21 protein-coding genes are annotated in these 20,680 nt (G+C 71.6%); 7 read left to right on the forward strand and 14 right to left on the reverse strand.

The window, feature by feature from the left end:
* Nucleotide 1: 1 nt before the first annotated feature.
* Entirely contained in the window at nt 2–1,624 is a 1,623-nt protein-coding gene (locus ASG88_RS02520; protein WP_235534696.1) for an alkaline phosphatase D family protein, read from the reverse strand.
* A 248-nt stretch (nt 1,625–1,872) separates the two neighbouring features.
* On the opposite strand from ASG88_RS02520, the gene ASG88_RS02525 reads away from it, so the two are divergent.
* Nucleotides 1,873–2,805 carry an ATP-binding protein gene (locus tag ASG88_RS02525; RefSeq protein WP_235534710.1) on the forward strand — a complete coding sequence of 311 codons (933 nt, stop codon included), beginning with the start codon at nt 1,873–1,875 and terminating at the stop codon, nt 2,803–2,805.
* A gap of 71 nt (nt 2,806–2,876) precedes the next feature.
* Complete coding sequence (locus tag ASG88_RS02530) at nt 2,877–3,215, forward strand: hypothetical protein (protein WP_056885797.1); 339 nt, start codon at nt 2,877–2,879, stop codon at nt 3,213–3,215.
* Nucleotides 3,216–3,224: 9 nt separating this feature from the next.
* Here the strand turns inward: ASG88_RS02530 and ASG88_RS02535 are convergent, their stop codons facing one another.
* The 8 genes from ASG88_RS02535 to ASG88_RS02570 form a co-directional block, all read right to left on the reverse strand.
* Nucleotides 3,225–3,698 (reverse strand): heme-degrading domain-containing protein, encoded by a 474-nt coding sequence (locus tag ASG88_RS02535; protein WP_056885798.1) that lies wholly within the window; start codon nt 3,696–3,698, stop codon nt 3,225–3,227.
* Nucleotides 3,695–4,078 carry a hypothetical protein gene (locus tag ASG88_RS02540; RefSeq protein WP_157559514.1) on the reverse strand — a complete coding sequence of 128 codons (384 nt, stop codon included), beginning with the start codon at nt 4,076–4,078 and terminating at the stop codon, nt 3,695–3,697. Before ASG88_RS02540 ends, ASG88_RS02535 begins: the two co-directional genes overlap by 4 nt.
* Before the next feature lie 116 nt (nt 4,079–4,194).
* Entirely contained in the window at nt 4,195–4,542 is a 348-nt protein-coding gene (locus ASG88_RS02545; protein ID WP_200956314.1) for an STAS domain-containing protein, read from the reverse strand.
* A gap of 144 nt (nt 4,543–4,686) precedes the next feature.
* Nucleotides 4,687–5,229, reverse strand: a complete 543-nt coding sequence (locus tag ASG88_RS22380; RefSeq protein WP_082599798.1) for a hypothetical protein — start codon at nt 5,227–5,229, stop codon at nt 4,687–4,689.
* 73 nt (nt 5,230–5,302) lie between these two features.
* Nucleotides 5,303–6,388 carry an ABC transporter ATP-binding protein gene (locus ASG88_RS02555; RefSeq protein WP_056885801.1) on the reverse strand — a complete coding sequence of 362 codons (1,086 nt, stop codon included), beginning with the start codon at nt 6,386–6,388 and terminating at the stop codon, nt 5,303–5,305.
* 25 nt (nt 6,389–6,413) lie between these two features.
* Nucleotides 6,414–7,265 (reverse strand): carbohydrate ABC transporter permease, encoded by an 852-nt coding sequence (locus ASG88_RS02560; RefSeq protein WP_056886043.1) that lies wholly within the window; start codon nt 7,263–7,265, stop codon nt 6,414–6,416.
* A gap of 59 nt (nt 7,266–7,324) precedes the next feature.
* Nucleotides 7,325–8,263 (reverse strand): carbohydrate ABC transporter permease, encoded by a 939-nt coding sequence (locus tag ASG88_RS02565; RefSeq protein WP_056885802.1) that lies wholly within the window; start codon nt 8,261–8,263, stop codon nt 7,325–7,327.
* A gap of 4 nt (nt 8,264–8,267) precedes the next feature.
* Nucleotides 8,268–9,572 carry an ABC transporter substrate-binding protein gene (locus ASG88_RS02570; RefSeq protein WP_200956315.1) on the reverse strand — a complete coding sequence of 435 codons (1,305 nt, stop codon included), beginning with the start codon at nt 9,570–9,572 and terminating at the stop codon, nt 8,268–8,270.
* Nucleotides 9,573–9,782: 210 nt separating this feature from the next.
* Here ASG88_RS02570 and ASG88_RS02575 point away from each other — a divergent pair, with 210 nt between their 5' ends.
* From ASG88_RS02575 to ASG88_RS02585, 3 genes are read left to right on the forward strand one after another with little or no spacing between them, the layout of a single operon-like run.
* Nucleotides 9,783–11,786, forward strand: coding sequence for a beta-galactosidase (locus tag ASG88_RS02575; protein ID WP_056885804.1), 2,004 nt, complete (start codon nt 9,783–9,785; stop codon nt 11,784–11,786).
* Nucleotides 11,786–12,604 (forward strand): DeoR/GlpR family DNA-binding transcription regulator, encoded by an 819-nt coding sequence (locus tag ASG88_RS02580; protein WP_056885805.1) that lies wholly within the window; start codon nt 11,786–11,788, stop codon nt 12,602–12,604. The genes ASG88_RS02575 and ASG88_RS02580 overlap by 1 nt, the downstream gene beginning before the upstream one ends.
* A gap of 21 nt (nt 12,605–12,625) precedes the next feature.
* On the forward strand, nt 12,626–14,773 hold the full coding sequence (locus tag ASG88_RS02585; RefSeq protein ID WP_056886044.1) for an alpha-galactosidase: 2,148 nt from the start codon (nt 12,626–12,628) through the stop codon (nt 14,771–14,773).
* 16 nt (nt 14,774–14,789) lie between these two features.
* Here ASG88_RS02585 and ASG88_RS02590 read toward each other — a convergent pair whose 3' ends face one another.
* Nucleotides 14,790–15,488 carry a class F sortase gene (locus ASG88_RS02590; RefSeq protein ID WP_056885806.1) on the reverse strand — a complete coding sequence of 233 codons (699 nt, stop codon included), beginning with the start codon at nt 15,486–15,488 and terminating at the stop codon, nt 14,790–14,792.
* A 26-nt stretch (nt 15,489–15,514) separates the two neighbouring features.
* A complete protein-coding gene (locus ASG88_RS02595) occupies nt 15,515–16,339 on the reverse strand; it encodes a DUF4397 domain-containing protein (RefSeq protein ID WP_056885807.1) in 825 nt (274 codons plus the stop codon).
* Nucleotides 16,340–16,706: 367 nt separating this feature from the next.
* Here ASG88_RS02595 and ASG88_RS02600 point away from each other — a divergent pair, with 367 nt between their 5' ends.
* Entirely contained in the window at nt 16,707–17,639 is a 933-nt protein-coding gene (locus tag ASG88_RS02600) for an aldo/keto reductase (protein WP_235534697.1), read from the forward strand.
* Here ASG88_RS02600 and ASG88_RS02605 read toward each other — a convergent pair.
* The 3 genes from ASG88_RS02605 to ASG88_RS02615 form a co-directional block, all read right to left on the reverse strand.
* Entirely contained in the window at nt 17,627–18,631 is a 1,005-nt protein-coding gene (locus ASG88_RS02605; protein ID WP_056886046.1) for an adenosine deaminase, read from the reverse strand. The genes ASG88_RS02600 and ASG88_RS02605 overlap by 13 nt on opposite strands.
* A 95-nt stretch (nt 18,632–18,726) precedes the next feature.
* Entirely contained in the window at nt 18,727–19,464 is a 738-nt protein-coding gene (locus ASG88_RS02610) for a DsbA family protein (RefSeq protein ID WP_056885808.1), read from the reverse strand.
* Entirely contained in the window at nt 19,439–19,960 is a 522-nt protein-coding gene (locus ASG88_RS02615; protein WP_235534698.1) for a MauE/DoxX family redox-associated membrane protein, read from the reverse strand. The genes ASG88_RS02610 and ASG88_RS02615 overlap by 26 nt, the downstream gene beginning before the upstream one ends.
* A 78-nt stretch (nt 19,961–20,038) precedes the next feature.
* Between ASG88_RS02615 and orn the strand changes: the two genes are divergently transcribed.
* Nucleotides 20,039–20,680, forward strand: coding sequence for an oligoribonuclease (gene orn / locus ASG88_RS02620; protein WP_056885809.1), 642 nt, complete (start codon nt 20,039–20,041; stop codon nt 20,678–20,680).

Consider the following 20,680-nt stretch of genomic DNA (forward strand, 5'->3'; position numbering starts at 1 on the left):
CTCAGGCGCCGGTGACGGGACGATCGACGGGCACGACCTTCTGGGTGCCGGACCGGGACGCCCAGGACGTGGCCCAGGCGGCGGGGGCGTTGCGATCCGCGCGGTCGCCGATGACGTAGTAGTCCATCTGCACGCGCGCCGGCGTCACGTCGAGCACGGAGTAGCCGTGGTCGTCGAAGTTGAGGTAGCGCACGTGCCGGTTGCTCGTCTGGATCGCCGCCTCGACCGTGAGGCTCGCGGTGCGCGGCGGCGTACCGGTGATGTCGTCGAGGTTGTTGGAGGTCACCGACGTGCACACGAGCTCGACGCCGGCGGAGTCGCCGAGGGGGTACGTCGCGGCGTCGTACGGCAGGTCGCAGGCCCAGGCCGAGTGGATGTCGCCGGTCAGGAAGACGACGTCGCGCAGCCCGCGGTCGCGGATGTGGGCGAAGAGCTCGCGCCGGTCGTCGGTGTAGCCGTCCCACTGGTCCACGTTGTACGCCGCCCCGTCGCGCGGCAGGATCCCGGTGACGTCGTCCACCGGCCCGATGAGGTCCTGCGGAACCTGGGCGAAGGTCACCGGCGCGATCATCACCGGGTTGCCGACCAGCTTCCACTGGACGGGAGCGGTGAGCGAGTCCTTGAGCCAGTCGAGCTGCTCGCGTCCCGCGATCGTCCGCTCGGGGTCGTCGACCGCGGGGTCCGCGAGCGGGGTCGTCACCTGCTGGTCGCGGTAGGTCCGCAGGTCGAGCATGCTGATCTCGGCGAGCCGGCCGAACGCGAGGCGGCGGAAGAGCCGGGTGCCGTCGTCGAGGGCGGCCGTGCCGTCCATGCGCACCGGCATCCACTCGTCGTACGCCCGGTGGGAGCGGGCCCTGCGGGCGAGGTAGTCGCCCTCCTCGGGCTGGTGGTTCTCGGCGCCCTCACGCCAGGCGTCGTTGGTGACCTCGTGGTCGTCCCACGTGACGATGAAGGGGTGGCGCGCGTGCAGCGCCTGGAGGTCGGGGTCCTGCTTGTACTGCGCGTGGCGCCGGCGGTAGTCGGCCAGCTGCACCATCTCGTGCGGCGGGTCGTGGGGGCGTACGTCGACGTCGGCGCGCCCGTAGCCGTACTCGCCCGGGGCGTACTCGTAGAGGTAGTCGCCGAGGTGGAGGATCGCGTGCAGGTCGTCGCGGGCCGCGAGGTGCCGGTAGGCGCTGAACCAGCCCGCCTGGAGGTTGGCGCAGCTCACCACACCGAGGCGCAGGTGGTCGGGCGTCGCCGACGCATCGGGCGCGGTACGGGTACGGCCGACCGGGCTCGCGACCCCTCCCGTGACGAAGCGGTAGTGGTACGACGTCTCCGGGTCGAGGCCGGTGGCGTCCACCTTGACGGTGTGGTCGCGCGCGGCGCTCGTGGTGACGTTGCCCGAGCGGACGAGCTTGCGGAAGCCTGCGTCCCGAGCGACCTCCCAGCGAACCTTGACCTCCGGGCCGAGCCCGGAGCCGGGCGTGGACTCCGGGGTGGGACTCACCCGGGTCCACAGCACGACCGCACGAGGCAGCGGGTCGCCTGAGGCGACACCGTGCTGGAAGAGGCGCGCCGACACGGCGGCGGCCGGGCCGAGGCTCCCGGTGGTGGCAGCCGCCAGTCCGGCGGCCCCCACGCTGGAGGCGAGGAGGGTACGTCGATGAAGAATGCTCACGACTCAGTGAACGACGCAACCCGCCGCAGATCACGGGGCGATCGGTGTGACAACCGTCTGTTCATCCGCCGTTGGGCTGTCGTCCGTCGGGCGAAAGGACCACCACCGCCCAGCGGTTCCCGGTGTCGACCCCGGCGATTCCCGTGCTGCCGGCCAGCTGCCATCGGCAGCGTCGCTCCCCCGTGCCGCACAATGCCACCGTGACGTCCATGCCCCGAGGGCCCCACCCGGAGCTGCGAGTCCAGCTCGCCGCGGACACCTCCAGCGTCCCGGGAGCGCGCAGGTTCGTCATCGACGGGTTGCGGCAGTGGGGCCGCGAGCATCTCGTCGACGACGCCGCCCTGTGCGTCACCGAGATGGCGGCGAACTCCGCCCTGCACAGCGGCAGCCCCTACCTACGCGTGCGGTTGCGTGACGTCGAGACAGGCGTGCGGCTCACTGTGGAGGACGCCGGAGGCATGGTCCCGCTCGCGGCGGTGGCCCCGCCACCTGTCGCGAGCCAAGGCACCACCGGTCGCGGCTTGGTGATCGTGTCGGTCCTGGCGGAGTCCTGGGGGATCGAGGAGCGCGTCGATGGACGAGGAGTGTGGGCCGAACTTGTCGGCGACGGCGTCGAGCACGACGTACGACCGCCGGTGGTGGAGTACCGCGAACGCGCGGCACCGGAGCCGGTCGTCCTGCCCGCCGACTGGGCGAGGGTGAGGTTGCTCCGTTGTCCGGTGCAGCTCGGGCTCCAGATCGACCAGCGGCTCGACGACCTGGTTCGGGAGCTCCAGCTCATCGACTCCAACGAAGGTTCGACCCCACCGCGGGAGCTGGGTCTGCTCATCGAACGACTGGTGACCCGCCCTGCCTTTGCGCGCCACCTGGGTCGTCGGACCGCCCTGGACGCCGCTGCGGTGGGGATGGAGTACGTCGACATCGAGATGACACTTCCCCGTGAGATGGCTGCGACGCTCCGTGAGCTGCTGGCCGCCGACAACCTGGCTGATGAGATCAGCGAGACCCACCAGCTGCTCACGCTGCGGTCCACTCCGGAGATGGTGTCGCTGCGCACCTGGTTCGCCGACTCCATCGTCAGCCAGGCGGAGGAAGAGGCCGAGCCGGTGCCATACGAGGAGTGGCTGCACGAGCGTGGCTGAGGCCGCTGTCGCCGGCGTGACGCGTGGTCGGTCGACCCACACAAGTCCCGGCGGAGTCGTAAAGTCTGTGCATGCCCGAAGCGCCCGACCACCCCATCGCGTACACCGCACTCCAGCCGGGCACGTCGGTGCAGACGAGCGACGGACACCACTTCGCCACCGTCCAGGCCGTCCTGGTCGACGAGAAGGTCTCGGTGTTCGACGGCATCGTCGTCCAGACAGACGAAGGTGCACGGTTCGTGGACGCGGATCACGTCGCCTCGATCTACACCACCTACGTCCGCTCCACCCTGTCCAGGGAGCAGGCGACGAACCTCCCGCCGCCCGATGGATCGACGCTGATCGACATCAAGCCGCCCAGGTCGATGGCCGCCCGGTTGGGCCGCAGGTTCGGTCGCAGGAAGCGCTAGCGCTGCGCGTCAGTGCCTTGCGGCGAGGAAGCCCTCGAGCGTCTCGACGACGAGCTGGTGGTCCTCGAGCTCGGGAAGGCCTGAGACCGCGACGGTGCCGACGCAGCCGGTGCCCCGCACCAGGAGGGGAAAGGCGCCGCCGTGTGCTGCGTAGTCCGACAGGGGCAGCCGGGCGTCGACGTCGAAGGACCCGCCGTCGACCCGGAACTGCTCGCCCACCCGGAGCGAGGAGCGGCCGTAGCGGTCGACCACGGCGCTCTTGCGTGCGAGCCATCCGTCGTTGTCTGCTGACGCTCCTGGAAGGGCAACGTGGAACAGGCGCTGGCCGTTGCGACGGATCGAGATGGCCACCGGGAGCGCGGCCGCGAGTGCGGCCTCCCGCAGCGCGACCCCCAGGGCCCAGGCGGTGTCCTCGTCGAAGTGGTCGAAGACGAGGCGCGACTCCTGCGCCGCCAGCTCGTCGAGCAGCTCGCGACCGGTCACCCTTCGGCTCCAGCCTCGTCAGCGTCGACCGCGTCCCGGCGTTCACCGAGATCGGCCAGCAGCGAGTCGACCACCACGAGCCCGCCCCCGAGCACGAGCGCGGCGATGGGGACGGGCAGGCTCGTACGACGCAGGGCGGTCGTGGCCACCAGCATCGCGGTCGACCACGAGGCCACCGACGTCGCGAACGGCACCGTGGCGCGCTTCCACGGCTCCTCGGAGTCGGGCACGACCGTGGCGAGCTGGAGTCCGGGCCTGTCCAGGAACCAGCCGCAGGCGAAACCCGCGATCAGGATGGGCGAGCGCCTGGCCTCGTCCGTCGCGAGGCACGCGAGAGCCACCCCTGTCCCCCGGACCACCGCACCCGGTCTCACCTTCATCGCCCACACCTCCGGTCAGATCGTCACCCGCCGCCCCACCCGGGACAACGGCCTGCGCCCACACGACCACGAGGGGCTCCCGGGACACAGTGCCGAAGGTCCCGGTAGCCACCGCATCACGGAGCCTGGTCGTCCTGAGTCCGCGGGACCGCGGCATCGGGCCGGGGATCCCCCGCGGTCGCATGCGGAGACAGGGCGTGCGCGAGACCGGTGAACTGCAGGGCCCGACCCACCATGCCGTGCGCGCCCACGACGTGCAGCGCGCTGCCGGCGTCGCGACAGCTCCGAGCGCCGGCGACCAGGGCACCCAGTCCGGCGGCGTCGATGCGTGCCGTGCGGTGCAGGTCGACGACGACCACGCGGGCGCGGGTCGCAGCCTCGGCGATGTCGGCGACGAGGTTGGCCGCGTGGAGCTGCGTCACCTCGGACCTGCACCGGATCGTCACCACCTCGGAGTCAGCCACGCGGGGACCCTCCAGAGGGATGCCGGTCGCGGTCACCCCGGGCGGGGGTGTCGCGGCCCGTACGACGTCGCCCGCGCCGCCGAGTCGGCTGTGGAGGTGGCTCACGGGTCCCATGATGCGCGACGCAGGGTCAAAGTCTCGCGCTCATCCGGGCGGAGCGGGGTCGCCGTCGGGCTGGACGACGTACCAGTTGCCGCCGTTGAGGAAGACGTCGTGGCACTTCACCTCTCGCCTGCCCTCGTGCGCGTAGAAGTAGAGCGGGTGGTCGTTGTAGGTGACCTGGAGCGTGCCGTCCGACCTCTCCGTCGTGCCGAGCAGCGAACCCGCGACGCCCGGTCCGGCCGCAGGTTCGCCCCGGGTGAGCACCGGCGGCCAGGCCTCGGCGCAGGCGTCGTAGCAGCGGGGCGTCGACGTCGTCTCGACGTCGAAGAGGTAGATCGCCTGACCGGTCGAGTCGAACAGCATCTGCCCGAAGTCGCTGCTCGACGCGATGATGCGGGTGCCCCGGTCGGTGACGCCGGACGTCGGGGAACCGGCCGGATCTCCGGTCGGGGACGGCGCCGCCTCGGTCGTACCGGCTGTGGCGCCGGGCGTCGACCTAGGGTCGTCCGCGTCCCGAGCGGATTCGTCGCCGCACGCGGTCAGGACGGCGAGCAGCAGCAGGACGGTGCAGCACCGGGACAGCATGCTGCAGAGTCTGCCAACGGCTCCCACATCACGCTCCTCTCGCCGCCACAGCCGCGGCGACGAACCGCGTCGATCAGTCGCTGAGCCGCTCGCCCGTCGTGGTGTCGAAGACGTGGACGTGGCGCGGGTCCGTGGTCACGTGGATGACGTCACCCTTCGACACGGAGTCGCGCTCGGTCACCCGCACGATCACCGAGCTGGGCGCTCCCTCGACGTCGCTCGTGCCGTAGACGAACGCATCGGCACCCAGCTCCTCGACCACGGTCACCTTGACGGGGAGACCGCCCGCCTCGGCCGACACCTGGCGCCAGGACTCCGGTCGCACGCCCACCGTGATCGAGCCGGACATGCGCGAGGCTGCGGCGGGGTCGACGGGCACGAGGTAGTCGCCGATGCGGGCCTGCCCGGACTCGTCGGCGCGAGCACTCAGCAGGTTCATCTGGGGCGAGCCGATGAAGCCGGCCACGAAGAGGTTGACCGGGCGGTCGTAGAGCCCCAGGGGCGTGTCAACCTGCTGGAGGACGCCGAGGTTCATCACCGCCACCCGGTCGCCCATGGTCATCGCCTCGACCTGGTCGTGGGTGACGTAGACCGTGGTGACCCCCAGGTCGGCCTGGAGCTTGGCGATGTCGGTGCGCGTCTGGACCCGCATCTTGGCGTCCAGGTTGGACAGCGGCTCGTCCATGCAGAAGACCTGCGGGTTGCGCACGATGGCGCGCCCCATGGCGACCCGCTGGCGCTGGCCGCCCGAGAGCGCCTTGGGCTTGCGGTCGAGGAACTCCTCGAGGCCGAGCATCCGGGCCGCCTCGGCCACCCGTGTGTCCCGCTCCGCCGACGGCATCTTGGCCATCTTGAGCGAGAACGCCATGTTGTCGCGCACGGACATGTGCGGGTAGAGCGCGTAGTTCTGGAACACCATCGCGATGTCGCGGTCCTTGGGCGCCGCGTTGGTCACGTCGCGGTCGCCGATGAAGATGCTGCCCCGGTTGCACTCCTCGAGGCCCGCGAGCATCCGCAGGGTCGTCGACTTGCCGCAGCCCGACGGACCGACGAGCACCATGAACTCGCCGTCCTCGATCTCGAGGTCGAGCCCGGGCACGGCGGGCGAGTCGGCCCCCGGGTACCACCGCTGCGCCTTCTCGAAGGTCACTGTTGCCATGTGCAGTCCTTTCGCGTACGAACGCTCAACCCTTGGTCGAGCCGAGTGTCAGGCCGGAGACGAACTGCTTCTGCAGCGCGAAGAACACCACCAGCACCGGCAGGGCCACGATGACCGAGCCTGCCGCCACCAGGTTGGTGTCGGTGAAGAACTGGCCCCGGAGGTTGTTGAGCGCCGAGGTGATCGGGAGCTTGTCGCCCCGCTGGATGAGCACCGTCGCCCAGAAGAACTCGTTGTAGACCCAGGTGAACTGCAGGGTCGCCAACGCCGCGAGGGCCGGGCGCACGAGTGGCATGGTCAGCTGCCAGTACTGCCGCCACACGCCCGCCCCGTCCAGCTCGGCCGACTCGTAGATCTCGTGCGGCAGCGTCTTCATGTAGTTGCTCAGCACGAACACGCAGAACCCCATCTGGAAGGCCGTGTTGACCAGGATCAGCGCCCAGAAGCTGTTGAGCAACGAGCCCGAGTCGCTCATGAACGTCGGCAGGGAGACCTCACGGAACATCCGGAACACGGGGATCAGCAGCGCCTGCGGCGGCAGCAGGTTGGCCGCGAGGAAGACGCCCAGCATCGCGAGGTTGAACCGGAAGCTGAACCGCGCGAGCACGAACGCGACCATCGAGGACAACCACAGCGTGATCAGGACAGCCGGGATGGTGACGATGAGGGAGTTGCGCAGGTGCAGGCCGAAGTTTCCCTGGGACCAGGCCTGCTCGTAGTTGGCGGTGGTCCAGCCGCCGAAGGACAGGTATCCGTTGGCCTGGGTGTACTCGTACTCGCGGAACGAGTTGAGCACCGCCCAGAACAGCGGGAAGAGCCAGAGGAGGGCCAGCACCGCGGTGATCACCGTGGCGATGACGCCGCGGTTGCGGCTCATGACCCCGCCCTCCTGCCTGGGTGGCGCCGACTCGTGAAGGGCGACCGGGGCCTCGACGCTCATCGCTGACGCTCCTCACGGAAGACGTTCCGCAGATAGATGGTGATGAAGATCGAGGAGATCAGCATCATGATGACGGCCAGCGCCGACCCGAACCCGTAGCGGGTGGCCTCGCCGATGACGTTCTGCGCGACGAGTGCTCCGATGAGCTCCAGCCCGTTGCGGCCCTTGTTGATGACCCACACGATGTCGAAGGCGCGCAGCGACTCGATGACCACGATGACGACCACGATCATGTTGATCGGTCGCATCACCGGGAAGATCACGTGGAAGAAGGTGCGCACCTCGCTCGCCCCGTCGACGGCCGCGGCCTCCCGCAGGGTGCTGTCCACGCCCTTCAGGCCCGCCAGGTAGAGCAGCATGACGTAGCCGGTGTGGCGCCAGGCATTGGCCACCAGGACGGCCCACAGGTTGACGTCCGGGTCGCCGTACCAGTCGACCTCGGTGCCGAACACCTCGTTGATCAGGCCCTGGTCGCGGGAGTAGAAGAGCTGCCAGATGAAGCCGATGAGGGCCACGGACAGCACGACGGGCATGTAGAACGCCGTCTGGTAGAACCGGCTGCCCCGCATCTCCCGGTCCAGCACCACCGCCAGCAGGATGCCCAGCAGCGTCGGGAACACGAAGAGGAAGGCCAACCAGATCAGGTTGTGCCGGATGGCCGGCCAGAACGGCGGGTAGATGGTGGCGATGTCCTGGTAGTTCTGGAAGCCCACCCACTCGATCGTGTCGAGGTCGCCGAAGCCGTTCCAGGTGCCGAAGGACAGCGCGACAGAGCCCAGGGCCGGCACCCAGACCAGGGCGATCACCAGGACGATCGGCAGCACGAGCATCGCGCCGACGACGAGCCGGTCGCGGCCGCCGAGCCTCTTCTCCCGACGCTGGGTCGGGGGCACCGCAGACTCGTCGGTCTGCGGCGCCTCGTCAGTGGTCGCCATCGTCTCAGCCGAAGATCGAGGCGGCCTGCTCCTGGATGCTGGCCGTGACCCCGTCGATGTCGTCCGGGTTCTTCAGGAACTCCTGGATGGACGGGATCATCACCGTGTTGGCGAAGTCGGCGTTGGTGTCGCGGTCCATGAACTGCGCGATGTTGGCGGCCGCTCCCACGACCTCGGCCGACTTCTTCTGCAGGTCGCTGTACGTCGAGGTGCTGGCGCCCTCGTTGGCCGCGATGAAGGGCGCGTCCGCGCCGTTGTTGGCCGCGTCGGCCGCGGCCGCGCTCCCGAGCCACTTGGCCATGGCCTTGCCGCCCTCCTGGTTCTGGCCGCCAGCGGCGACGCAGAAGCCGTCGATGGGCGCATCGAGGGCGTCGGAGCCGATGCTCGAGTCGAGCTCGGGGAAGGTGAAGAAGTCGAGGTCCTCGCCGTTCTCACCGAGGGCGTCCACGACGAAGGTGCCGAGCAGGTACATCCCGCACTCGCCGTTGCCCATCGCGGTGGCCGCCTCCTGCCACGTGCGGCCCAGCGGGTCCTCCTGGTGGTAGGGCAGCAGCGTGCGCCACGTCTCGAAGACCTGCTTGACCTCGTCGCCGTCCCACGCCTCCTCGCCGGCCATCAGGCTCATGTGGAAGTCGAAGCCGTTGAGGCGCATGTTGAGGATGTCGAAGGTGCCCATCGCCGGCCACCCGTCCTTGTCGCCGAAGGCGAACGGGGTGACGCCCTTGCCCTGCATGTCGTCCATGAGGGCCATAAAGTCGTCGTTGGTCTCCGGCGGCGCCCAGCCGTTCTTGTCGAAGACCGACTTCCGGTAGAAGACCGCCCACGGGTAGTACTGCACCGGCACGAAGTACTGCTTGCCGTCCGGCGCGGTGGAAGCCTGCTTGAAGGAGTCGTTGAGCCCGTCGATGGGCCAGATGTCGCTCACGTCCGTGATGAGGCCCGCCTCGGCGAACTGCGCCATCCGGAAGCCGGCGAACCACGTGAACACGTCGTCCGGGCTGCCCTGGAGGTAGGTGTTGATGCTCTCCTGGAACGTGTTGTGGTCGACCGCGTTGAGCGAGATCTCGGTGCCGGTCTCCTCGGTGTAGGCGGCAGCCATGGCGGCGAGCCGGTCGTGGGCGGGTCCGGCGCTCTCCGCCTCGTTGATGCCGAACTTGACGGTGGCTCCGTCACCCGAGCCACCGCCGGAGTCGTCCCCGCCGCACGCGGCGAGCAGGCCACCGCTGCCGAGGGCCAGGCCGCTGAGGGCCATGCCGCGGAGGACGGAGCGGCGGCTGGCCGCCATGGTCGTCAGGGCGGAGCGGGGCACGGAGGTGCCACCGGGAAAACCGGTCGGGCGGGGACGGGACACAACAGCCTCCTGGGGAACAGAATCAAACAGAGGTCGACAGCATGTGACGGTGACCACACCCTCGTCAAGGGTTTCAGGTCTCACTTTGGTCGCGATACCGACATTTTCAAACGGGAAGTTGCATCTCATCCGTTGACTTTCCGATGCGACGCTCGTCACAGTGGGCGCATGTCGACCTCGTTGCCTCCCCTCGCCCTCGGTGGCGACTACAACCCCGAGCAGTGGTCCCGTGAGGCGCAGGCCGAGGACCGGGCGCTGATGCGCGAGGCCGGGGTGGACCTGGTGACGCTCGGCGTCTTCTCGTGGGCGCTGCTCCAGCCCGCACCGGACCGCTGGGACTTCGGGTGGCTCGACGAGCAGATGGACGAGCTGCACGCCGCCGGGATCCGCGTCGACCTGGCCACGGCGACCGCCTCTCCCCCGCCCTGGCTCGCCCGCCTGCACCCGGAGATGCTGCCGGTGACCCAGGACGGACGCACCCTGTGGCCGGGTGGCCGGCAGGCCTTCTGCCCGAGCTCCCCCGTCTACCGCGAGCACGCCCTGGCGCTGTGTCGCGCGATGGCCGAGCGGTACGCCGGGCACCCCGCCCTTGCGCTGTGGCACGTGTCCAACGAGATCGGGTGCCACAACGCGCGCTGCTACTGCGACGTCAGCGCCGCGGCGTTCCGGGACTGGCTGCGAGCGCGCTACCACGACGTCGAGGGGCTCAACGAGGCCTGGGGCACGGCCTTCTGGTCCCAGCACTACGGCGACTTCGAGGAGGTCCTCCCGCCACGCGTTGCCCCGGCGTTCCCCAACCCGACCCAGCAGCTCGACTTCCTGCGGTTCTCCTCCGACCAGCTGCTCGACAACTTCGTCGTCGAGCGCGACGTGCTGCACGAGGTGTCGCCCGGCGTGCCGGTGACGACCAACTTCATGGTGATGCGCCAGACCTCCGAGATGGACTACCTGCGCTGGGGCCGCGAGGTGGACGTCGTCTCCAACGACCACTACCTGATGGCCGCCGACCCCCACGCCCACCGCGAGCTCGCCTTCAGCGCCGACCTCACCCGCGGCACCGCCGGCGGCGCCCCCTGGCTGCTGATGGAGCACTCGACGAGCGCGGTCAACTGGCAGCCGCGCAACCGCGCCAAGGCACCGGGCGAGACGATCCGCTCCAGCCTCGCCCACGTGGCCCACGGCGCCGACGCCGTCCTCTTCTTCCAGTGGCGGGCCTCCCGTGCCGGCGCGGAGAAGTTCCACTCGGCGCTGCTCCCCCACGCCGGCACCGACTCCCGGCTGTGGCGCGAGGTCACGGAGCTCTCCCGGGTCCTCGACGCCGTCGAGGAGGTGACCGGGAGCCGTGCCGACAACCAGGCGGCGATCCTCTACGACTGGGAGGCGTGGTGGGGGTGCGAGCTCGACTCCCACCCCAGCATCGACGTGGCCTATCGCGACCGGGCCGAGGACTTCCACCGCTCCCTGTCGGCCGCCGGGATCGGCGTGGACGTCGTGCACCCGGGCGACGACCTCTCGTCGTACCGCCTGGTCGTGGTGCCCACCCTCTACCTCGTCACGGACGAGACGGCGTCGGCCGTGGCAGCAGCCGCGGAGGCCGGGGCGACCGTGGTGGTCACCTACTTCAGCGGCATCGTCGACGAGCACGACCACGTGCGGCTCGGTGGCTATCCCGGCGCCTTCCGCGAGCTGCTCGGCGTACGCACCACGGAGTTCCTCCCCCTGCTCGAGGGGGAGACGGTGCAGGTGGACGGTCTCGGCGCGACGGGCGTGTCCGCCGACGTGTGGACCGAGGAGCTGGAGCTGACCGGCGCGGAGGCCGTGGCCCACCACGCCGACGGCCCGGCGCGCGGCCGCCCGGCGATCACGCGTCGCGCTGTGGGCGACGGGGTGGCGTGGTACGTCGCCACGAGGCTCGACACCGACGGCACCGACCTGCTCGTCGGGCGCCTGGTCGACGAGCTCGGGCTCGACCGGCTGCCGGGGGCGGCCCAGGACGTGGAGGTCACGCGTCGGGTCGGAGCGGACGCGTCGTGGCTGTTCGTGATCAACCACGGGAGCGAGGACGCTCCCGTGCCCGTCACCGGGACCGAGCTGGTGTCCGGGCGGACCGTGGCCGGCGACCTGGTCGTGCCGGCCGGCGGCGTCGCCGTCGTACGCGAGGCGGGGCGCTGATGCTGGCCGCCCAACGCCGCAGCCGCATCCTCGCGGAGCTCAACCGGGACGGCACCGTGCGGGTCACCGACCTGGTGGACCTGCTGGGCGTCTCGGACATGACCGTCCGCCGCGACCTCGTCGCGCTGCACCGCGAGGGACTGCTCGAGAAGGTGCACGGAGGCGCCCTGGCGGTGGCCGAGCCGTCCTCCTCCGAGCCGGGCTTCGCCGCCAAGTCGGTCCAGCGCCGCCTCGAGAAGGAGGCCATCGCCGCCCGGGCCGCCCAGCTCGTGCACGAGGGCATGGCCATCGCCGTGTCGGCGGGGACGACCACCCACGCCCTCACCGAGCACCTGGCGCGCATCCCGCACCTCACCGTGGTCACCAACTCCGTGTGGGTGGCCGACGTGCTGCACCGCGCGGGCGACAGCACCACGTCGGTCCTGCTCACCGGGGGGCTGCGCACACCGTCCGATGCCCTCGTCGGACCCGTCGCCGTCTCCTCGCTGCGCAGCCTGCACGTCGACGCCTTCTTCATGGGGGTGCACGGCATGGACGTGCGCGCCGGCTTCAGCACCCCCAACCTGCTGGAGTCCGAGACCAACCGCGCGATGATCGAGCGCTCCCGACGGCTGATCGTGTGCGCCGACTCCAGCAAGTGGGGCGTCGTCGGGCTCAGCAGCATCGCCGCGCTGTCCGACGCCTCGGTCCTGGTGACCGACTCCCGCCTCTCCGCGCAGGCAGGTGGCATCCTGGCCGACCACGTCGGCGAGCTCATCCTGGTCGACGTCGACGACGACATGGACGACCTGGCCTCCGAGTCGTCCCGGGACGCCTGAGCGATGCGCGACGACAGCCCGATGACGACCGTCCACCTGCGCCGGGCCGGGGTGAGCCTGCTCGTCGCCCCCGACGACGAGGGTGTCCCCGTGGTGGTCCACTGGGGCGCCGACCTCGGCGACCTCGACGACACGGCCCTACGCGACCTGGTCGCCGCCCGCCGGCCGGGCATCCCGCACTCCGCCTTCAACACCGCGCGGCGTACGGGCCTGGTCCCCGACCCCACCCGTGGCTTCTCCGGCACCCCGGTCCTCGAGGGCCACCGGGTGGGAGGCTCGGCTCCGGCGGCGACTCCCCGTCCGACCGACTGGTCCGCGCGGGTCGAGGACCCCCCGCACGCGGATGCGACCGCGAGGTTCACCGGGACCGACGACGAGGCGGGCTGGGCGGTCGACGTCGACCTGGAGCTCAGCGGGGCCGGGCTGGTCCGGATGAGGACCTCGGTGACCAACACCCTCGACGGCACCCTCCACCTCGCCGCCGCTCGCACCGCACTCCCCGTCGGCCCCGCGGCGACCGAGCTGCTCGACCTCACCGGACGGTGGTGCAAGGAGCGCAGCCCGCAGCGGCACCCGTGGGTCCAGGGCACCCACCGTCGCGACGCCCGCCACGGCCGCACCGGGCACGACGCGACCCTGCTCATGGTCGCCGGCACACCCGGCTTCGACTTCTCCCGCGGCGAGGTGTGGTCGGTGCACACCGCCTGGAGCGGCAACCACACGACGTACGCCGAGCGCACGCCGGAGGGCGACTGCCTGCTCGGCGGCGGTGAGCTGCTGGCGCCCGGCGAGGTCTCCCTCGCGCCGGGCGAGACCTACCGCGGCCCGTGGATGCTGGGCTCCTGGTCCGATGCGGGGCTCGACCCGATGAGCCACCGCCTGCACGCGCACCTGAGGGCGCGCGCGCCGCACCCGCCCCACGAGGCCCCGGTCGTCGCCAACACGTGGGAGGCCGTCTACTTCGACCACTCCCTGGACCGCCTCACCGCGCTCGCCGACGTCGCCGCCTCGGTCGGGATCGACCGCTTCGTCCTCGACGACGGCTGGTTCCGCGGACGCCGCCGCGACACGGCCGGGCTCGGCGACTGGACCGTCGACACCGACGTGTGGCCCGAGGGCCTGCACCCGCTCGTCGACCACGTGCGCGGGCTCGGCATGCAGTTCGGCCTGTGGGTGGAGCCCGAGATGGTCAACGTCGACTCCGACACCGCCCGGGCCCATCCCGAGCGCGTCCTGCGCGGCCGCCACGACCTGCCGCTGGAGTGGAGGACGCAGCAGGTGCTGGACCTCCAGGACGAGGCGGCGTACGTGCAGGTGCGTGACAGCCTCGTGGCCCTCGTCGACGAGTACGCCATCGACTACCTCAAGTGGGACCACAACCGCGACCTCACCGACGCCACCCACGGCGGCGTGCCGGCGGTGCACGGGCAGACCCTCGCCGCCTACGGGCTGCTCGACGAGCTGCGGGCAGCGCACCCCGCGCTCGAGATCGAGTCGTGCGCCTCCGGCGGGGGCCGGGTGGACGCGGAGGTCCTGACCCGCACCGACCGGATCTGGCCGAGCGACACCATCGACCCGCTCGAGCGCCAGCACCTCCAGCGCTGGACGTCGCTGCTCGTGCCGCCCGAGCTCATCGGCTCGCACGTCGGCGGACCCGTCGCGCACACCACCGGACGCACTCACCGGCTCGGCTACCGGGCCGCGACCGCACTGCTCTACTCGTTCGGCACCGAGTGGGACCTCACCGGCCTCGACGCGGCGACGCGCGAGGAGCTGCGGCGCTGGATCACCCTGCACAAGCGGGTCCGACCGCTGGTCTCCGGCGGGACACTGGTCCACCCCGACCACCCCGACCCGGCGGTGCTGGTCACCGGGCTCGTCGCCGCTGACCGCTCGGAGGCGTGGTACGTCGTGAGCACCGTGGCCGCGACCGCCACCCAGCACCCGGCGCCGCTGCGCCTGACGGGGCTCGACCTCGACCGGTCCTACCGGCTCACCGACGAGACGGCGACCACCGACCAGCACCCCGCGGACCTGTCGACCTGGTGGGCTGCCGGCACCGGGCGCGTGGTGGGCGGGCGCACCCTGGCCGGCGCGGGCGTCAGCCTGCCCGCGATGTCCCCCGAGACCGCGCTGGTGCTGCACGCCCGCGACGAGTCACGGGCCTGAGCCGTGCCGACCGGCCTCAGGTCGGGACGGCGGTGACCACGAGGTTCTGCTGGTAGCCCCCGGCCTCGGGCAGGTAGGGGCCGGTGCAGGTGACGAGCCGCAGCCGCTCCGGACCGGTGCGGGCGAAGACGGCGGGGGGCAGCGCCTGCTGGTCGAACCTCTCGATGCTGTCCACCCGGTAGGTCCGGACCTCCCCCGGTCGCGTGACCACCTGCACCACGGTCCCGACCTCGATCGATTGCAGGGCGACGAGCGGCCCCACCCCGAACCGGCGGGAGTCCACGTGCCCCGCCAGCACCACCGACCCGCCGTCCCCCGGGGAGGGGCCGAAGCGGTACCAGCCCAGCACGCGCGGGTCGTCGGGCAGGCGCATCTGCCGGTCCCCGCCCACGCCCACCGGCCGCACGTCGGCGTCCAGGCCGATCGCGGGGACGCGCACCCGGAGCGGAGCAGACGTACGACGCGGCGCGAGGCCGGCGAGGGAGGCGTCGGCGCGCTGGACGGCGGACCGCACCGGACGACCCGAAGGCTCGACGCGCCCTCCGTCCTCCCCGCTCGACGGCCCTGCGGACGGTGCCGAGAGCGCCGCCTCGCCCCGGACCTCCCGGACCTCGACGAGATCGCCACCCCGGGTGACGACGACGAGGCTGAGCAGGAGCCCGGCGGTCGCGGCGCCCGCCACGGCCCACCAGGTGGTCCGGCCCAGCCTCGTCATGGTGTGTCGCTCCCGATCGGCGTGGCTCAGCGTCGCGTGCGCGCCGGGGCGAGCCGGCCACCTGCGACGGCGAGGGCCAGCAGCGACGCGGCGCCGAGCCCGAAGGCCCACAGCGGGGCACCGCCACCGGCAGCAGCAGCGCCGCTCTCACCGCCGGGGACCCCCGACGGGGCCGAGTGCAGCCCGTCGATGGTCTGCACGGCGAGGTCGAGGTTGCCGTCCGCCGCCGATCCCCAGGCGTAGACGATCGTGGAGGTGCCCTCCGCGAGCTCGACGTCGGCGGGGCCGAGCACGGCCTCGCTCTCCCCGGCCAGCGTGACGTCGGCTGAGTAGCTGCCTGCGGGGACGTCACCGGTCGCCTCGTCGGGGTTGGCCAGGCCGGGGAACAGCACCTCGCCGTCCGCCCGGACGTCCACCGCCGGCGCGGCGGCGGTGTGGCGCACGACCAGTCGGGCCTGCCCGGCCTCGGTCGCCGAGACGTCGTTGACGAAGGGCGTGAGGACGGGGTTGCCGTCTGCGTCGAGGTGGGCCACCACGGTGGCGTTGGCGCCGGCCGGCACCTCCACGCCCTGCGCCTCGATGGCCGGGTCGGCGTTGTCGGGGTTGTCGCCGTCGGCGAAGACCTGGAGGTCGTAGGTGCCCGCAGGCAGGGTGAGCGGGTCGGTGAGGGTCCCGGGTGCGAAGTCGGGGATGAGCTCCTCGCCGTTCGCGTAGACGTCCACCGTCAGGCCCGGTACGGCATGCAGCACCGAGACCGTCGCCTCGGCCTGCGCGGCCGAGGCCGGCGCGGTCATGGCGGCCGGGAGGGTGACCAGCGCGGCGGCCGAGATCAGGGCAACAGTTCTCTTCATCGGACTGTCCTTTCGTGGGGGTGATGTGCACCACGTTCGGAACAGCTCCGGCGCCCGGATTTGGAAACTTGCACAAAAACTTCGACAGATTGTCGAGGTTGCCCTGCGGCCGTCCCCTGGCACGCCCGCGGCGCGCCTCCGCCGCCCGGCGTACGGATCGCACTAGAAACGTGCCCAGGCCCCGCCACGTATGAGGTAGCGGGGCCGCACGCTTGCCGTGACAGCAACGAAGGCCCACCAGGTATGAGCTGGTGGGCCTTCGTGTCTTCCGGACCGGAGTCCTTCCGACACCTCAGTTCTACGCCTGCCGGGCTGCCCGGCGCAAGGGACCTTCGGCCCCACCGGGGCGGGGCGCTAGCGTCGTGGCGTGATCAACGACCTCGTCCTCGGCACCATGTACTTCGGCACCCGCACCGACCGGGCCACGTCCTTCGCGCTGCTCGACCGCTTCGTCGAGGCCGGGGGCACCACCCTCGACACCGCCAACTGCTACGCCTTCTGGGTCAGCGGGACCGGTCACGGAGGGCAGAGCGAGACGCTCATCGGCGAGTGGCTGCGGGCCAACCCGGGCCTCCGCGAGCGGCTCACCCTGGCGACCAAGGTGGGCGTCGAGCCGCTGGACGGCGGCGGCGTGGAGGGCCTGGGCCCCGAGACCGTACGCCGGGAGGCCGGCCGCAGCCTGGAGCGCCTGGGGGTCGACCGCATCGACCTCTACTGGGCGCACGGTGAGGACCGTCGTACGCCCATCGAGGAGACCACCGAGGCCCTCGGCGAGCTCGTCGGCACGGGCACCGTGGGTCGCGTCGGCATCTCCAACCACCCCACCTGGCTGGTCGAGCGCTCCCGCAACCACGCCCGGGCTCGCGGCCTCGAGCCCGCGAGCGCCCTGCAGCTGACCACGTCGTACGTCGAGCCGCGGCCCGGCACCGCGGTCGAGGGCAAGGACCACCGGTTCGGCTGGGTCACCGACGAGACGATCGACTACCTCGAGCGCAACGACGGCATCGAGCTGTGGGCCTACAGCCCGCTGGTGCAGGGCAGCTTCGACCGCGACGACCGCCCGTTCCCGGCGGCCTACGACCACCCGGGGACCACGGCCCGGCTCGCGGCGCTCACCGAGGTGGCGGCCGAGCTCGGGGTGGCCCGCAGCCAGGTCGTGCTGGCGTGGCTCCTGCACCGCTCGCCGCAGGTCCGCCCCATCGTCGGGGTCAGCTCCCTCGAGCAGCTCGAGCCGGCCCTCGCCGCGGCGGAGCTGGACCTCGACGCCGCCACCGTGGCCCGCCTGGATCAGCCCGCGTAGGCGTCGATCTCGCCGAGGATCCGCGCCTGCACGTCGGCCGGGGCGAAGGACGCCCGCACGGCCGAGCGCGCGAGGTCGGCGACGCCCTCCTCGTCCAGGCCCAGCAGGTCGGCCGCGACGGCGTACTCGCCGTTGAGCGTAGTGCCGAACATCGGCGGGTCGTCGGAGTTGATCGTGACCGGCACACCGGCCTCGACGAACGTCCGCAGCGGGTGCTCGTCCATCGTCGCGACGGCACGGGTGGCGATGTTGGAGGTCGGGCAGACCTCGAGCACGATCCCCTCGGCGGCGAGGTGCTCCAGCAGCGCCGGGTCGGCCGCCGACGACGTGCCGTGGCCGATCCGCTCCGCGCCCAGGAGGCGGACGGCGTCCCACACGGTCTCGGGGCCGGTGGTCTCCCCCGCGTGCGGGACCGAGCGCAGGCCCGCGGCCCGGGCGGCGGCGAAGTGCGGCTGGAACTGCGGTCGGGGCACCCCGATCTCCGGGCCGCCGAGGCCGAAGCCGACCAGGGCGTCCGGGGCGTGGTCGAGCGCGTAGGACAACGTGGCCTCCGCGGCCGGGATCCCGCTCTCGCCGGGGATGTCGTAGATCCAGCGCAGCACCAGCCCGAAGTCGCGCTCCGCCGCGACCCGGGCGTCCTCGATGGCCTCGGTGTAGGCCTCGATCGGGATGCCCCGCAGGACCGAGGTGTACGGCGTGCAGGTCAGCTCGGCGTACCGGAGCCGCTGCTCGACCGACATGTCGCGGGCGACCTCGTAGGTCAGCATGCGCACGTCCTCGGGAGTGCGGATGAGGTCGACCACGGACAGGTAGACGTCGATGAAGTGCGCGAAGTCGCGGAAGGCGAAGAACTCCCGCAGCTCGTCGGGATCGGTCGGCACCCCGGCGGCCGGGTGGCGCTCAGCCAGCTCGGCGACGATCCGCGGCGAGGCGGACCCGACGTGGTGGACGTGCAGCTCGGCCTTGGGCAGGCCGGCGATGAAGTCGGTCAGGGTCACGCCCGGGAGTCTCGCAGCGCCCCGCGGCGGGATCCGAATCGCCGCAGGGGTTTCGAGGCTCGCTCCGCTCGCACCTCAACCAGCGAGCGTCACTGCAGGCCGGCCTCCAGGTTGGCCGCGACCTCGCCGATGGTCGAGCCGGGGACCGGCTCACCGTCGAGCAGGACGGTCGGGGTGCCGTTGACGCCCGCCTCGGAGGCCGCGCCGGTGGCGTTGTCGACCCATCCCTCGAAGGTCCCCTCCTCGATGCCCGTACGCACGGCCTCCTCGGACGCGCCGGCCTCGACGGCCTTGTCGATGAACCAGTCGCTGCCCGGGAAGTCGTCGGCGTCCTCGGCGGGCTGGTCGGCGTACACCAGGTCGTGGAAGGTCTTGGCGACCTCCGGCCCCTCGGCGTCGAGGACGACGGCGAAGGCGTTGGCGGCGTCCATCGAGAAGTCGCCGAAGCGGCTCAGGAAGTTGACCGGGCGGAACTCGACGCGGGCCCGGCCGTCCTCGACGGCGGAGGTCAGGGCGTCACCGGCCTCGGCCTCGAGCACGCCGCACACGGGGCACAGGAAGTCCTCGTAGATCACGACCTCGTGGGTCGCACCCGCGTCGCCGACGGCCACGCCGTACGCGGCCGTCGCGCCGGCGGGGGCCGCGGCGTCGTTGCCGGTGGAGTCGCGCTGGCTCTGGATGAAGAAGCCACCGCCGATGATGATCACGATCCCGGCGACCACCGCCCCGATCGTCAGGATGCGGCGCAGCCGCTCCTGGCGCTCGCGCTCCGCCTTCAGGGCAGCCGCCCGGGCGGCGCGCTCAGCGGCCTTGTTGCGCTTCGACATCGATGTCCCTCTCCAGTGTGTCCGTGTCTGTCAGGTCCCCCGAGCGGGTCGGGGAGATGAGCGAGTCCAGCGACCACCGGGTCCGCGGCCGTACGACGAGCCACAGCGACGCCAGCAGCAGGCCGACGTCGCGGGCGATCTCGCCGGGGTACTTGGCCGAGGCGCCGTCGAGCTGGCCGCCACCGCCGAAGCAGCCGCAGTCGATCTCCAGCCCGCGGGCCCACGCCGACGCGATCCCGATGATGAAGGCCACGAAGAGCGCCGCCGACACCACAGCCATCGCCCGGGTCAGCAGGCCCAGCACGAGGCAGAGGCCGACGACGACCTCGAGGATCGGCAACGCGTGGCCGACGGTCGGCACGATCGACTCCGGCAGCAGGTCGTAGGCCCGCACGGCGCGCACGCTGCCCGCGGGATCCGGGACCTTGAGCATCCCGGCGACGATCCACACGCCTCCCGTCACCAGCCGTGCGGCGAGCCCGATCCAGTCCTTCACGCCCCCGACCCTAGGCGGCGTGCCTGAACCGTGCCTGAGAGCGAGCGCAGCGGCTGGGTCTGGGTAGTGTGACTGCCTGTGAACGAGCGACTGGTGTGGATCGACTGTGAGATGACCGGCCTCGACCTGGGGGCCGATGCCCTGATCGAGGTCGCGGCCCTGGTCACGGACTTCGACCTCAACGTGCTGGGTGAGGGCATCGACGTCATCATCAAGCCGCCCGCCGAGGCCATGGACCAGATGGTGGAGTTCGTCCGCTCCATGCACATCACCTCGGGCCTCATCGACGAGCTCGACTCCGGGCTCACGATGGCCGACGCCGAGGAGCAGGTGCTGGCCTACATCAAGGAGCACTGCCCGGACGGCAGCAGGCCGCCCCTGGGTGGCAACACCGTCGCCACCGACCGCTCCTTCCTCGCCCGCGACATGCCGACCCTCGAGGGCTTCCTGCACTACCGCAACGTCGACGTCTCCTCGATCAAGGAGCTCGCCCGGCGCTGGTACCCGCGCACCTACTTCGCCGCCCCCGCCAAGCGTGGCAACCACCGGGCGCTCGCCGACATCCAGGAGAGCATCGAGGAGCTGCGCTACTACCGGGAGGCGGTCTTCGTCCCGCAGCCCGGCCTGGACAGCAACGGTGCCCGCGAGATCGCGGCGCGCCACGCGGGCTCGATCACCGGGCTCACGGGGGACTCCCCCGATTCCGGCCCCGGCGCCTGA

It is taken from the genome of Nocardioides sp. Soil777 (genome assembly GCF_001428425.1).
In the GTDB taxonomy this organism is placed as follows: Bacteria; Actinomycetota; Actinomycetes; order Propionibacteriales; family Nocardioidaceae; genus Nocardioides; species Nocardioides terrigena.

Excerpts from the sequence above, each read along its gene's own strand:
- ASG88_RS22380 (WP_082599798.1), bottom strand. The coding sequence starts at position 5,229 with ATGCTGTCCCGGTGCTGCACCGTCCTGCTGCTGCTCGCCGTCCTGACC.
- ASG88_RS02560 (WP_056886043.1), bottom strand. The coding sequence starts at position 7,265 with ATGAGCCGCAACCGCGGCGTCATCGCCACGGTGATCACCGCGGTGCTG.
- ASG88_RS02525 (WP_235534710.1), top strand. The coding sequence starts at position 1,873 with ATGCCCCGAGGGCCCCACCCGGAGCTGCGAGTCCAGCTCGCCGCGGAC.
- ASG88_RS02580 (WP_056885805.1), top strand. The coding sequence starts at position 11,786 with ATGCTGGCCGCCCAACGCCGCAGCCGCATCCTCGCGGAGCTCAACCGG.
- ASG88_RS02575 (WP_056885804.1), top strand. The coding sequence starts at position 9,783 with ATGTCGACCTCGTTGCCTCCCCTCGCCCTCGGTGGCGACTACAACCCC.
- ASG88_RS02590 (WP_056885806.1), bottom strand. The coding sequence starts at position 15,488 with ATGACGAGGCTGGGCCGGACCACCTGGTGGGCCGTGGCGGGCGCCGCG.
- ASG88_RS02595 (WP_056885807.1), bottom strand. The coding sequence starts at position 16,339 with ATGAAGAGAACTGTTGCCCTGATCTCGGCCGCCGCGCTGGTCACCCTC.
- ASG88_RS02555 (WP_056885801.1), bottom strand. The coding sequence starts at position 6,388 with ATGGCAACAGTGACCTTCGAGAAGGCGCAGCGGTGGTACCCGGGGGCC.
- ASG88_RS02610 (WP_056885808.1), bottom strand. The coding sequence starts at position 19,464 with ATGTCGAAGCGCAACAAGGCCGCTGAGCGCGCCGCCCGGGCGGCTGCC.
- ASG88_RS02540 (WP_157559514.1), bottom strand. The coding sequence starts at position 4,078 with ATGAAGGTGAGACCGGGTGCGGTGGTCCGGGGGACAGGGGTGGCTCTC.
- ASG88_RS02530 (WP_056885797.1), top strand. The coding sequence starts at position 2,877 with ATGCCCGAAGCGCCCGACCACCCCATCGCGTACACCGCACTCCAGCCG.
- ASG88_RS02585 (WP_056886044.1), top strand. The coding sequence starts at position 12,626 with ATGACGACCGTCCACCTGCGCCGGGCCGGGGTGAGCCTGCTCGTCGCC.
- ASG88_RS02565 (WP_056885802.1), bottom strand. The coding sequence starts at position 8,263 with ATGGCGACCACTGACGAGGCGCCGCAGACCGACGAGTCTGCGGTGCCC.